At 42.8% G+C, this 13,425-nt stretch carries 11 protein-coding genes; 6 read left to right on the forward strand and 5 right to left on the reverse strand.

Going from position 1 to position 13,425, the window contains the following annotated elements; genetic code table 11:
• Positions 1-217: 217 nt before the first annotated feature.
• The gene (locus tag PR709_RS14410) at positions 218-490 is read left to right on the forward strand and encodes a helix-turn-helix domain-containing protein (RefSeq protein WP_004915739.1); all 273 of its coding nucleotides are present in this window, start codon (positions 218-220) and stop codon (positions 488-490) included.
• Between the two features lie 78 nt (positions 491-568).
• On the opposite strand, the gene mdh is transcribed toward PR709_RS14410, so the two are convergent.
• The gene (gene mdh / locus PR709_RS14415; protein ID WP_004915736.1) at positions 569-1,507 is read right to left on the reverse strand and encodes a malate dehydrogenase; all 939 of its coding nucleotides are present in this window, start codon (positions 1,505-1,507) and stop codon (positions 569-571) included.
• Positions 1,508-2,056: 549 nt separating this feature from the next.
• On the opposite strand from mdh, the gene argR reads away from it, so the two are divergent.
• Together argR and PR709_RS14425 are read left to right on the forward strand one after the other, a co-directional pair.
• Positions 2,057-2,527 carry a transcriptional regulator ArgR gene (gene argR / locus PR709_RS14420; protein WP_004915733.1) on the forward strand — a complete coding sequence of 157 codons (471 nt, stop codon included), beginning with the start codon at positions 2,057-2,059 and terminating at the stop codon, positions 2,525-2,527.
• A 77-nt stretch (positions 2,528-2,604) separates the two neighbouring features.
• Positions 2,605-2,991, forward strand: coding sequence for a DUF6122 family protein (locus tag PR709_RS14425; protein ID WP_004915730.1), 387 nt, complete (start codon positions 2,605-2,607; stop codon positions 2,989-2,991).
• Positions 2,992-3,168: 177 nt separating this feature from the next.
• On the opposite strand, the gene mpl is transcribed toward PR709_RS14425, so the two are convergent.
• Complete coding sequence (mpl, locus tag PR709_RS14430; protein ID WP_014657320.1) at positions 3,169-4,548, reverse strand: UDP-N-acetylmuramate:L-alanyl-gamma-D-glutamyl-meso-diaminopimelate ligase; 1,380 nt, start codon at positions 4,546-4,548, stop codon at positions 3,169-3,171.
• A 302-nt stretch (positions 4,549-4,850) separates the two neighbouring features.
• Here mpl and fbp point away from each other — a divergent pair, with 302 nt between their 5' ends.
• Both fbp and ppa read left to right on the forward strand, forming a co-directional pair.
• Positions 4,851-5,858, forward strand: coding sequence for a class 1 fructose-bisphosphatase (gene fbp, locus PR709_RS14435; RefSeq protein WP_004915725.1), 1,008 nt, complete (start codon positions 4,851-4,853; stop codon positions 5,856-5,858).
• A gap of 212 nt (positions 5,859-6,070) precedes the next feature.
• A complete protein-coding gene (gene ppa / locus PR709_RS14440) occupies positions 6,071-6,601 on the forward strand; it encodes an inorganic diphosphatase (RefSeq protein ID WP_004915724.1) in 531 nt (176 codons plus the stop codon).
• Between the two features lie 94 nt (positions 6,602-6,695).
• Here ppa and PR709_RS14445 read toward each other — a convergent pair whose 3' ends face one another.
• The 3 genes from PR709_RS14445 to tamA are packed head-to-tail and all read right to left on the reverse strand — an operon-like array spanning position 6,696 to position 12,556.
• Entirely contained in the window at positions 6,696-7,043 is a 348-nt protein-coding gene (locus PR709_RS14445) for a gamma-glutamylcyclotransferase family protein (protein WP_004915721.1), read from the reverse strand.
• A 3-nt stretch (positions 7,044-7,046) separates the two neighbouring features.
• Positions 7,047-10,817: an autotransporter assembly complex protein TamB gene (gene tamB / locus PR709_RS14450; RefSeq protein WP_272570955.1), complete on the reverse strand. Its 3,771-nt coding sequence runs from the start codon at positions 10,815-10,817 to the stop codon at positions 7,047-7,049.
• The gene (tamA, locus tag PR709_RS14455; RefSeq protein ID WP_036944083.1) at positions 10,814-12,556 is read right to left on the reverse strand and encodes an autotransporter assembly complex protein TamA; all 1,743 of its coding nucleotides are present in this window, start codon (positions 12,554-12,556) and stop codon (positions 10,814-10,816) included. Before tamA ends, tamB begins: the two co-directional genes overlap by 4 nt.
• Positions 12,557-12,688: 132 nt before the next feature.
• On the opposite strand from tamA, the gene msrA reads away from it, so the two are divergent.
• Positions 12,689-13,330, forward strand: coding sequence for a peptide-methionine (S)-S-oxide reductase MsrA (gene msrA / locus PR709_RS14460; protein WP_036942667.1), 642 nt, complete (start codon positions 12,689-12,691; stop codon positions 13,328-13,330).
• Positions 13,331-13,425 lie beyond the last annotated feature (95 nt).

Genomic DNA, 13,425 nt, shown 5'->3' on the forward strand with positions numbered 1-13,425 from the left:
AGATAAAATCACAAATATATATGCCAAATCTTTCTTATATTTCATAAAAATAAAACTCCTTTCATAAAACTGAATTTTTAGAAAAAATTAGAAATAATTTTGGAAAATTTCTGTTATTTTATTTCCAATAACAGGGCTATTGCAGTGAATGTATCACAATCTCCTGTTAGATGTACTACTAACTCTACATGATTCTGAGTAAAAAAAGGACTAAAAAATGATCTTACGGAAATCGGATTGGCATCCAGCAGATATAATTGCCGCTTTACGTAAACGCGGAACGACTTTAGCAGCAATATCTCGACAAGCAGGTTTAAGCTCCTCCACACTGGCGAATGCCTTATCTCGTCCTTGGCCTAAAGGTGAATGGATTATTGCGAATTATCTCGGAATTCATCCTTCAGAGATATGGCCAAGCCGCTATTTCAATCCAATTACAGGTGAATTATTAGAAAGAAAAGTAAGAGAAAAAACCCCAACCTCAAGCTGAAAGAATATAAAAAAAACCGCTGCCCCAACAATATCAGGACAGCGGTTTTCTTAAGAAATAAGTGAAAATTAATAGCAATTAGCCATTAATGAATTTTTCACCTAGTTCGATATCTTTTCTCAGTACATCAAGCATGTCTTTCAGTGCTTTTTGTTCAAACTCACTCAGTTTGCCGTAAGAGATATGCTCTTCGATACCATTTTTACCTAAACGGACTGGCTGAGCAAAGAAGCGAGCGTGTTCACCTTCACCTTCGGTGTAAACACATTCGATAACATTTGGCTCACCTTGTAGGCCACGGATCAGAGACAGGCCTAGACGTGCTGCTGCTTGGCCCATTGACAGTGTTGCAGATCCGCCACCTGCTTTTGCTTCAACAACTTCAGTACCTGCGTTTTGGATACGTTTAGTCAGAGCAACAACTTCTTCATCGGTGAAGCTAACACCTGGGATCTGAGACAATAGAGGCAGGATAGTAACACCTGAGTGACCACCGATGACAGGCACTTCGATTTCGTGTGGTTTCTTACCTTTCAGTTCAGCAACGAAAGTATTAGAACGGATGATATCCAGAGTCGTTACACCGAATAGACGGTTTTTGTCGTAAACGCCTGCTTTTTTCAGCACTTCAGCCGCAATAGCCACTGTTGTGTTAACTGGGTTAGTAATGATACCGATTAATGCTTTTGGACAAGTATCAGCGATTTGTTGAGTCAAATTGCGAATAATACCCGCGTTAACATTAAATAGGTCTGAACGATCCATACCTGGTTTACGAGCAACACCTGCTGAGATCAGGACAACATCAGCGCCTTTCAGTGCAGGAGTCGCATCTTCACCTGAGAAACCAACTACTTTAACGTCAGTTGGGATATGGCTAAGGTCCGCAGCAACACCCGGAGTTACTGGTGCGATGTCATATAGTGAGAGTTCTGAACCTGCTGGAAGCTGGTTTTTAAGAAGAAGGGCCAGAGCCTGACCAATACCACCTGCTGCGCCTAGGACTGCAACTTTCATTCTGAAACTCCTTTATTTGTACTTAAAAAAGTATATTGATTCATCTTGTTATGTAGTAAACACATTACTGATAAAAAACAATTCATTAACAGATGTTGAAGCATATTAATGTGTATAGGCTTACGCACTGATTTCATCTATTCTAAACAAAATCCTTATCTGTTAATGAGATAAGGGGCACTTTTTTAACAAATAGTTTTTATCACTATTGATTTTTGCATAATAAATTGTTTTTACTGCTGATAATCCCGTTATTCACAAAGTGATTAACAAAAAATTTACACCTTTTGGCAACAAATTGCATTACCTCTCTATGCTACTGGGTCTATTTTCTTCTTATATAGGCATAAATCATTAAGATTATTGATTATTTTTATTTATCAACTTTTGCTAAACTAAACTTTCATCAATGTTCTCTTTTTATGCATAAAAAAGACAATAACCTTCATTTTTCATCGTATACAAAACCATCATAACGCAATTTTGTTGCATAAAAATTCACATTTACAGATAATACAGACCAATTTATTGTCATAGGATGGGTTAATTATGCGTACACCGTCTAAACAAGAAGACTTGGTTAAAGCGTTCAAAGCGCTGCTTAAAGAAGAAAAATTTAGCTCTCAGGCTGAAATTGTTATCGCACTGCAAGAGCAAGGCTTTGAAAATATCAACCAATCAAAAATTTCCAGAATGCTGACTAAGTTCGGTGCTGTGCGCACTCGCAACGCAAAAATGGAAATGGTCTACTGCTTACCCACAGAGCCTGGCGTTCCCACGGCGACTAGCCCATTAAAAAACCTAGTACTGGATATCGATTACAACCATTCTGTTGTGGTGATCAGAACAAGCCCCGGCGCCGCACAATTGATTGCACGCTTGCTAGATTCTTTAGGGAAAGCGGAAGGGATCTTAGGCAGTATCGCAGGGGACGATACCATTTTCTCTACACCAGCGAATAATTTTACAACTAAAGAGCTTTACGAAGCGATCCTTTCACTCTTTGATCAAGAGCTTTAAATCCATTTTTATTTTTTAATTTCTATTCCATTCGCGCATTCGTGCGCGATTGAATATAAAAACGATGGGCTATCAAAGTGATATTTGAGATATTCAGAAACGTTGTGCACTATGGATTTCACTTTTTAGTTCCCATTCTCTTCGGTTATCTATTTTGGCGCAAAAATTGGAAATTAGCGTCACTGCTTATGATAGCCACGATGGCGATTGATTTAGACCATCTTCTTGCGGATCCAATTTTTGATCCTAATCGCTGTGGCATTGGTTTTCACCCATTACATACTCTCTGGGCGGCAATCGCTTATTGTATCCTCTTTTTGATGCCATCGTGGAAATTAAAGGCTATCGCTGTTGGTTGTCTTTTCCATCTCTGCACAGATTCTTTAGATTGCTACATGGGCAGCCTAAAACAAGAGCTACAGTATAGTTATTGTTATAGTCGCCAATTTATTGAGGCGAGTTAACATTTAGCCTCGGCACACCTCGCCAAGAGCGCGATTTTACAGCGCTAACCCAATGCATTTCACCAATATCATTCACTGAGTTTAGTCGTATAACATACGAGACGTTTTCTACTATCCAAAAACAAAAAATGCCACTGTCCTGTTAAGGGAAGTGGCATTTTGCGTCAGCCATTATATTTAGTCGTCTAACTCTGTCTCTGCTTTATTTTTTAAGCCGGCGAGTAACTTACCGTGGATATCACCAAAACCCCCATTACTCATAACAAGAATATGATCGCCTGGCTGAGCGGTTTCAATGACCATTTGTGCCAACGCATCAATATCACCACTCCAACGGGCAGGTTGAACACATTTTTCCGCAATTTCAGTGACCATCCACGGAATATTGCTTGGCTGGAATAAGAAAACTTCATCAGCACGACCTAACGCCGGAGCAATATCACTTTTATTAACCCCTAACTTCATAGTATTAGAGCGTGGCTCTAATACCGCCAGTATGCGGGAAGTGCCCCCAACTTTACTGCGCAGCGCTTCCAGTGTTGCGAGGATCGCCGTTGGATGATGAGCAAAATCATCATAAACACTGACACCATACTCAACCCCCCGTAATTCAAGGCGGCGACGAGCATTAATAAATTTACCTAAAGCAAAGCACGCTTCTTTGGCGGGCACGCCTACGTGATGTGCTGCGGCAATTGCCATCAACGCATTTTGGATATTGTGATTACCCACTTGTGACCAATTCACTTCACCCACACGTTGTTGTTGATAATAGACTTCGAACTGGCTGCCATCGTGGTTCAGCTTTTTCGCTTGCCATTCACCATGTTCACCGACGAACTCTTGCTCACTCCAGCAGCCCATCGTCATAACCTGTTTAAGGTTATTATCGCTATCTGGCATGAAAATTTTACCGCTAGCAGGCACAATACGAACAAGATGGTGGAACTGTTTTTGGATGGCTTCTAAATTTTCAAAAATATCGGCATGGTCGAACTCAAGGTTATTGAGCACCAGCGTTCTTGGACTGTAGTGTACAAATTTCGAACGCTTATCGAAAAACGCGCAATCATACTCATCAGCTTCAATCACAAAAAAGGGACTTTCCCCTAATTGGGCTGATACTTCAAAGTTCCCTGGCACGCCTCCAATTAAAAACCCTGGTTTATAACCGCAATCTTCTAAGATCCAAGCAAGCATCCCCGCCGTGGTTGTTTTACCATGGGTGCCCGCGACAGCGAGTACCCAGCGTTCAGGAAGTACATGATCATGTAGCCATTGTGGACCAGATGTATAAGTGAGGCCTTTTTCCAATACCGCTTCAACACAAGGGTTACCACGCGTCATCGCATTACCAATAACGACCATATCAGGTGCTGGTTCTAGCTGACTAGGGTCATAGCCCTGAATGAGTTCAATACCTTGCTTTTCTAGTAAGGTACTCATCGGAGGGTACACGTTTGTATCGGAGCCTGTTACTTTATGCCCGAGGGAGCGAGCCAGTATTGCCAAGCTCCCCATAAACGTACCGCAGATACCCAAAATATGTATGTGCATTATTTTCCATCCAATAGCATGAGGTTTGTCACTATTCTACCCATCAACGTTAGGTTTATATAGACAAAAAATTCGAATTAAATACAGGGAAAAATAGGCAGAGTATTCCCAAAATGATCCAAACGCGGCAACAAGAGCCAGTTACTGTTATCCCAAGAGTACATGCTCAAGTATGTGACTTAGGTAACAAAATACGGCCCACATCGCGGCGGTACAACGTATCAAGGGTATAGATTAACTCCACGCGCAAGGGTACAATTCCCCCCTGCAAACCTCTGTCAATTATATTCAGGACCTTCGTCATGAAAACATTAGGCGAATTCATCGTCGATAAGCAACAAGATTTTCCTCATGCAACAGGAGAACTGACCGCATTACTGTCAGCAATCAAACTGGGCGCTAAAATTATCCATCGTGATATTAACAAAGCTGGACTTGTAGACATTCTTGGCACAAGCGGTGTGTCGAATGTCCAAGGTGAAGTCCAGATGAAGCTTGACCTGTATGCAAACGAAAAATTAAAAGCCGCTTTGAAAGCTCGCGGGGAAGTAGCTGGTATTGCCTCCGAAGAAGAAGATGAAATCGTCATTTTCGAAGGCGATCGTGCAGAAAACGCGAAATATGTCGTATTAATGGATCCACTGGATGGTTCTTCGAATATCGATGTAAACGTTTCCGTCGGAACAATCTTCTCTATCTACCATCGTATTACCCCAATTGGCCAACCGGTGACTGAAGCTGACTTCTTGCAACCGGGTCATCGTCAAGTCGCGGCAGGTTACGTCGTTTACGGTTCATCCACCATGTTGGTGTATACCACAGGATGTGGCGTACATGCCTTTACCTATGATCCATCACTTGGTGTCTTCTGCCTCTCTCACGAAAAAGTGATGTTCCCAACAGAAGGAAAAATGTATTCAATCAACGAAGGTAACTACATCAAGTTCCCTATGGGCGTGAAAAAATACATTAAATACTGCCAAGAACAAGATGAAGCGACAGGTCGCCCTTATACGACTCGCTACATTGGCTCGCTGGTTGCGGATTTCCACCGTAACTTGCTTAAAGGCGGCATCTATATCTACCCAAGCACGGCAAGCCATCCAAATGGTAAGCTCCGCTTACTGTACGAATGCAACCCAATTGCGTTCCTTGCAGAACAAGCAGGCGGTAAAGCGAGTAACGGACGTGACCGTATTTTAGATATCAACCCAACTGAACTTCACCAACGCGTTCCTTTCTTTGTTGGTACAGCTTCTATGGTTGAAAAAGCAGAATCCTTTATGCGTGAGTTCCCTGACGCTGAATAATGTTATTCATCGCGCTAAGGCGGGCTAATCCCGCCTTTTTTGTGGCCTTTTCTCAGCTTTTTTTTATGAATGCCCTACCAACTAGTGAGTTTTACCCCTCTTTACGGCTATAATACCTTTCACGTTATGTACCCAAAATCGTTTTAAGTTGCTTAGATAGGGCTTAACTTATTGATGGGCATATTAGTTTTTAACATAAAGGATACTTTTTCATGGGCCTGAACAATGTACCGGCAGGTAAAGATCTGCCAGAAGATATCTACGTTATCATCGAAATCCCTGCTAATGCAGATCCTATCAAATATGAAGTTGATAAAGACTCTGGCGCTCTATTTGTAGACCGTTTTATGTCTACAGCGATGTTCTATCCATGTAACTATGGTTACATCAACAACACACTATCTTTAGATGGTGACCCTGTTGATGTACTGGTACCAACACCTTACCCATTACAACCAGGCTCAGTTATTCGTTGCCGTCCAGTCGGCGTATTAAAAATGACTGATGAATCAGGTGAAGATGCCAAATTAGTTGCAGTACCACACACTAAACTGAGCAAAGAATACGATCACATTAAAGATGTGAACGACCTGCCAGAGCTGCTACGCGCACAAATCACACACTTCTTTGAACACTACAAAGATTTAGAAAAAGGTAAGTGGGTGAAAGTAGACGGTTGGGATAACGTTGAAGCGGCTAAAGCTGAAATTATCTCTTCTTTCGAACGCGCTGCTAAAAAATAATTTCCCCTAACTCGGGAAGGGAAGGCTCTGGTGGTAACACGAGAGCCTTTTTTATAGAAAAAGCGCCGATAACCCATTGGCTACCGGCGCTTTATTACTCTTCTTCGTGACGTTTTAACCAGTCACCTGATTTGATACGACGCAAGCCTTCAACGGAATGCCGATAAAGATAAATCCAAGCATTGCCATATGGCGTAGGGATTAATTCACGAACATAGTCCTGTGAATTTTTCTTTAACTCATCTAACTCAGTCAAAATAGAGGGATTGATGCGATACACTTCGCACTCAATCACACCTTCACCTTTGATAACCGCTGGATAATACCCCAAGTCATAAAGCTCATAGCCTTCTAAGCTATGTTCGCCTAACAACTGAGCGTAAGTCATCCAGTGATGATTTCCTTGCTTGCGCCTTAAACTGCCATAAACAATTACACGCATATATTAAAACTCAAATTGATAAAGAAGATCCAGCGCCTGATTCACACCAGACACCGCTTCCAAATATAATTTAGGCATTAATCGATAACGCAATGTTAGCGTTGCCAGTGAGTCAAATATACCAACACCGTACTTAATTTGAAGGTCATTGGTAATTTTACCGCTCACCACGACTTGTGATTTATCACCAACCCCTTGCGTATCGAGGGCTAAATCAGATACTCCAAATGTTTCACCAATCTTACCTACGAGTTGCCCACTTTGAGCCACCCCGAGTCCAATTAGCATTGATGTCATTTGTGAACCATTAGCATCTCCGCTTTCTAATCCTTCTCCGCGTAGCAAATAGGATAAAGCTTCTTGTTGCGTTTTGGCTGGCTCAGAGAATATCTCGACTTTCGGTTTGTCTGCAAGCCCTGTCACCTTAACACCAGCAATCACATTATCAGCTGTGTTTTCAGGATTACGAATCGCTTCTAAGTTCAAGAAAGGCTGTTCCGGAGGACCTGAGAACTGGATTTGCCCTTTACGCACGATCAAATCTTGCCCATAAGCACGGAAACGCCCTGATGGAATATCGATTTGCCCATTTAAGCTCAGACCTTGTTTATTTTGCAGTACCTTCAACATGCCTGTTAAGCGAGCTTTCAGACCAAACGCATCCAACATCACATCGTTGCCGATCTTAATATCCAGATTGGTTTGAATTGGAATTGGTGTGCTTGTCTTCTCAATAGGTTTCAGGTCACTGTCTAACATCACTACATCGGAAGAAGCCCCTACCGCTGATTCAGGAATTTCTTGAACCGTAATTCTTGCCCACGGAATATTCACACTTCCGTTTAACGTCAGTAAGGTCGGTGAAGCTTCAAACACAATATCAGGCTGCACATCCACTTTGATCATTGGCGGCATGGATACACGTAAATTGTTACCCACGGCCATGACTTTAGCGTGCCATGCCTCTGCCTTACGCCAATCCGCATCACCATTAATATTCAGATAACCTTCTGGCGTATTAATTTGCCCCGTCATGACTGAGCTGGCGCCATTAAAGGCAATACCTAATTGACCACTTTTGATATCAAATGGGATCAATGACGATTTAAGCTCTAAGCCTGAAAGGGATAAATTACCATTTAGCAATGGGTTATTCGCCGTTCCGCCAAGACGTAAATTGGCATTTAGGTTACCATTGGCAACTTCTTTCTCGCCTAATAACGGCTTAATTAACGCTAAGGTAATCGCATTGATTTCGACATTACCTGAAAGCTGCCGTCTCTTTTCCAAATCAGCAATATGAACATTGCCTTTTAACTGCCCATTGTTGGCAATTTTAAACAACCAATTCAGGTCTGCTTTGCCATTTTTCAATGCGGCATTCAAGGTCAGAGTCTCAAACTCTAACGGTAATAGTGTACCTTGAACCAATTGAACAGCTTTAACACCATCACCTTTAAGATCGACTTTAGCTTGTGGCAAGCTGCCATCATCCTTCCATACCACATTGGCTTTACCGCTAAATACGCCTTTGACACGTGTCTCATCTGTCAGGAACGGTTTTAACATCGCAAGGTCAAAGCGTTCTAACACAACATCGGCGCTACCGCTTTTCCCCGCTTTAATCGGTTTGGGAACACAAAGGCGTGCATTGGTATTCACCCAACAGTGAGTACCAATAGTCACTTCTTGCGTTTGGTTTGCATAGTCCAGCGCCATGACCTTACTTAATTGCCATTCACCCACTGGCGTTTCAAATAAGGTATTGCTGAGATTACCTTTCCATGTTTCAGTTTGGCGATCGAAACCACCTGCTAACGTTAAGCGCCCCGAAACTGGCTCACCTTTCACATCCAATTTTACGGTATGTTTTTTCTCGCTCCCATTCGCATCTAATGTTAGCTGGCTGATCACCAAGTCAGCCTGTTTGAGTTGACGAACAACGACGGATAAATCCCCTTTGATTTGCTCACCCGATGTGACTTTTCCTTTAATAACCGCATTATCAATGGATAGGTCTTTTTGCCATCTCACCCCACGAGCGGTAAGATCCGCTTGTACCTCTGGTGCGTCGAGATCACCGCGTAGTTTTACATCACCGATGATCACACCACCTAGCCCCGGCAATATGCCATCAAGGCCCGGTGCATTGATTTTAGTATCTAGGTTCCATTTGTCCGCAAGGCTTCCTTTAACATCAAGGTGGTTTTTACCCAATGACAGTTTCAGATCAGGTATATTCCATTGCCCTGCCGCATTACCTGAAGCCTGACCGCGTGCTTTTAGCGGATTATTCTTGACGTTACCGTCTAAGCTAATCTCAGGGACTTGTAACTGCCAGCTACCGCCATAAAGACTACCGCGAGTAGCAATCTTACCATCGACTTTTGCTGGCCATTCAGGCCACTGTTTTGCGGTATTGATACCTGATAACGTCAGTACTGCATTCCAACTGATCGCTTTGCTCCAGTCAGCCACCCCCGTAATATCCGCATTACCTTGCAACGCCGCTAAACGTAGGCGCGTAAGGTTAATTTGCTCTTCATTACCTTTCGCATCCAACATTAGCGTTGAAGGTGGAATATCTTGTCCGGTAATCGCAGAGCGAAGGGATAAATCATAAGCCGAAGGACGCCCATTTAAGCGTAAACGAGTGCCATCAAGCTGATATTGAGCCTCTCCCACCAGCGGCCAGCTCAATTTTTGGCTCTCTAGCGTTAATTGAATAGGTAAGTCTGCCTGACCAAGATCGGTCTGAGCATTCAACGTCGCATTCACTGGCCCACTGAGATTCAGTGCCAGTTTTAACTCTTCGAGCAATCCACCTTTAAGGGATAAATCAATCTTTTGCCCATTAAGATCTTCAAGGCGGCTTTCCCCTGTTATCGACAAAGAAACCGGCCACTTATCCTGTAATGTTGCGGTGCCTGATAAGGCGACATTACCTTGCGGTGAATCAATCGTAAATTTCTTAAGTAAAATGTTTTGCCCATCGTTTGAAAGCGTTAAATTCAAACTATTAATAACCGCTTCGGTTGCTCCCGTCAGTTGCAAGTTTGAACCATTAATACCTTCAACATTTAGATCAACAGGCAAAATCACTTCCGGCAATTCCGCTAATAACGGTTTGGCGAATAATGTTTTTAGCGTTTCACCAATAGATTTTTCTTCGCCAGTCGCGACTTCTTTGACGGGCTCTTCTGGTGGTGCCTCTTTGTTTTCAGGTAAATTAATCGCCAAATCAATAATATCGGTTGGCGTTACCGTTAACGCTTTTTTCTGCCAGTAAATACCCGTTTTAAACTTCCCTAAATCAATCGCCATTCCATCCACATTGACTTGCGTTGAAGTCAGTTGTAGTTGATTTAGGTTGATGGTCAGTGGCGCATTTAACTCTGTTAATGGCTCAGAAGGTGGTGTCTCTTCTGAAGGTGGCATTTTGGATGTATCAACATTAACGACCACATTTTCGGTCGAAAGATCATCAATACATAATTCCCGATTAGTCAAACAGCCTAAACGTAACGCCAGATGTAATTTTCCAGCATTCACATCAACACCTGGCATTTGGTATTTTACGTCGGTCAAGGTGAGATTATTGATATCCCCTTCAATCGAACGGATTTCTAACCCCGATACAAAACGGGTGGCGCTGTTCAAGGCAAAATGCAGGCCCGATTGTGTGCCAAGTACCCAGCCTAGCGCGGCAAAAACCAAGATCAAGACTAATAAAATGGTGAGACCAGTCCATTTTAACCACTTCATCCATTTCATAGTTCTGTCCCCAAGCCGATGTAAAATTGAATTTTATTGTTATCCGAATCTCCAATTGGGGTGGCCAAATCGAATTTAATTGGCCCTACAGGAGAAACCCAACGGACGCCTACACCGGCCCCTGTTTTAAAATCGCTTTTCTTAATATCGTTAACTGCTTCACCGGTATCAACGAACGCGGCGCCCCACCAATTACCTGTGAAGTTGTAATCATACTCGATAGAGCCGACAACCAGTTTAGATGCCCCGGTTAGCTTGCCTTTACTATCCTCTGGAGAGATTTTTTGGTAACCGTAACCACGTACACTGCCATCACCCCCTGCGAAGAAACGCAAGTCTGGCGGTACTTTGTCAAAGTTATTAGTTTCAATCCAACCTAAGTTGCCTCTAAACACAAAACGGTGCCCTTCCCAAGGAGAACGGATCCAGACCTGTTTTGTTTGTAACACGAGAAAATCAATATCTGATCCCCAAATTTCATTTGAGTAATCAACAGAATAACGTTGGCTATCACCCCAACTTGGCATCACCCCTCCGCGTTGACGAATGCGACTCGCATTTGCCCCTGGATAGAGCAGCATCGTGGTATTTGTGACATCTGCCTGAGTAAAGTGACTGAGCATCCAACGCATATTGACGCCATACTGCCAACCGCTGGAGTAATCCCAGTTACGAGACAGATTTAACGTTGTGGTATCAGACTCCGTATCGTTTAAATCAGTACGTTTATACCCCCCTTGAACGGCATAATATTGTTCAAGTGGATTGGCTTTAAGGGGGATCTTATAGCTTGCATCAATAATTTGTTCTGGCTGTGATAGGCTAATATTGGATGTAATACTTTGCCCACGAGAGTTGACCCATGGCTTATTCCATGTTGCTTTGACACGCGGCCCCACGTCTGTCGCATAACCGCCCCCCAATTCAACAAAGTTTTTTGCCCGAGGCACCATCACCCCTTCCATCGGCAATATGTCAGTATCATCTTCTCGCGCTTTAGCGATGTTTGGTGTGACAATAGCCGAAGTAAACCAGCCAGTTTCGACTAATCGGCGGTTAAATTCAGCTAATTGCTCTGACGTGTAATATTCCCCCTCTTTAAAGGGAGCAAGGTTATTTAGGTAATCCGTGCGAATTTGAGAACCTTCATAGGAAATAGCACCAAATCGATAACGCTCACCACTATTAAAATTAAAATCCCAATAAGACGCGTGGTGGTCTAGCGATATCCCTAACTGACTTTTTTCCATTATCGCATCGAAATAACCTTTACGGATCGCTAGGCTACTAAACTTCCCTTTAAAGCTTTCATATTCACCATCATTTTGGATCGTACCAATTTTGGGTGTATTACTTTTAATCATTTTGGCATAGTCAGGGTCGTTTTTGGCTCCCCCTTCTAATTCAATATTTACACCCTGTACTCGAATGGGTTCACCCAAAGTCACTTTCGCTGTCAGCACAGAACGCGCTGGTGGCTTATTTTCTTGATAGCTGAATTCAATTTTTGGTTGGTAGTAGCCTAACGGCTTTAAACCATCCTCAATCGCTTTTGTTACCCGAGCGCGGAAGCGGCCATTAGGCACAACTTCATCTTGAGAAATCGTAGATAATTGAACTCGGACGTTCTGATTCGGTTGCCCCTCAAGCCCTTCAATATTAAGGCGAAGATTTGCAGCATATGCCGTAGAAACCGCCGCCGTTAAGCTGAGAAAACAAATGATAGGGTATTTTGACACGCCCGCTCCTAAGTTCATTGATAGTTTGACTAAAGACTCCATATCAATTTATTTTGAGTAAAATAAATTTTAGATACAAGTTTTTATCCTAATTTTTACCTAACGTGCACAACATTACTCATAGGAATAGTTATGTCATCTAATCAGTCACAACCCATAAATATTTCCCAAGCGCTACCCGGTAGGCAAAGTGCTATTCCCCATTCACCATACCATGCGGTTAACCATCATTCGATTGACAATATTCCGAAGAACGCTGAAATTGCCTATTTTGCGATGGGCTGTTTTTGGGGAGTTGAGCGTTTATTTTGGCAGCAACCGGGCGTTTACTCAACATCCGCTGGCTATAGTGGCGGGATTACGCCAAATCCAACTTACGAAGAAGTGTGTACGGGTCTCACCGGCCATACTGAAATCGTGAGAGTCGTCTTTGACCCACAAACTATTAGTTATGCAGACTTACTGACCCTGTTTTGGGAAAACCACGATCCAGCACAAGGTATGCGCCAAGGGGGTGACATTGGCACCCAATACCGTTCGGCTATCTACACCGTCTCTGATTCGCAATTACAGCAAGCCACAAAGACGCGGGACGCTTATCAACAAGCGATGGCAGCACAGGGTGATCCACGCCAAATCACCACAGAAATCATGCCATTTGAAGTGTTTTATTTTGCGGAAGATTACCATCAACAGTATCTTCACAAAAACCCAGCAGGCTATTGTGGTTTAGGTGGAATCGGCATTTGTTTACCACCACAGAACATAAACTAGGCAGAAAATTTAACCTAATGCTATAATAACGCCACTAACCGAATTTTTGCGCACTCCGCGTTATTTTTACCTATGTAGTAGAACGAGTTACCTTC

The sequence above is a fragment of the Providencia sp. PROV267 genome (assembly GCF_028477825.1).
Lineage (GTDB): Bacteria > Pseudomonadota > Gammaproteobacteria > Enterobacterales > Enterobacteriaceae > Providencia > Providencia stuartii.

Bases quoted from the DNA above. Each gene is read 5' to 3' on its own strand.
- PR709_RS14410 (WP_004915739.1), top strand. From the start codon at position 218: ATGATCTTACGGAAATCGGATTGGCATCCAGCAGATATAATTGCCGCT.
- mdh (WP_004915736.1), bottom strand. From the start codon at position 1,507: ATGAAAGTTGCAGTCCTAGGCGCAGCAGGTGGTATTGGTCAGGCTCTG.
- argR (WP_004915733.1), top strand. From the start codon at position 2,057: ATGCGTACACCGTCTAAACAAGAAGACTTGGTTAAAGCGTTCAAAGCG.
- mpl (WP_014657320.1), bottom strand. From the start codon at position 4,548: ATGCACATACATATTTTGGGTATCTGCGGTACGTTTATGGGGAGCTTG.
- fbp (WP_004915725.1), top strand. From the start codon at position 4,851: ATGAAAACATTAGGCGAATTCATCGTCGATAAGCAACAAGATTTTCCT.
- ppa (WP_004915724.1), top strand. From the start codon at position 6,071: ATGGGCCTGAACAATGTACCGGCAGGTAAAGATCTGCCAGAAGATATC.
- PR709_RS14445 (WP_004915721.1), bottom strand. From the start codon at position 7,043: ATGCGTGTAATTGTTTATGGCAGTTTAAGGCGCAAGCAAGGAAATCAT.
- tamB (WP_272570955.1), bottom strand. From the start codon at position 10,817: ATGAAATGGATGAAGTGGTTAAAATGGACTGGTCTCACCATTTTATTA.
- msrA (WP_036942667.1), top strand. From the start codon at position 12,689: ATGTCATCTAATCAGTCACAACCCATAAATATTTCCCAAGCGCTACCC.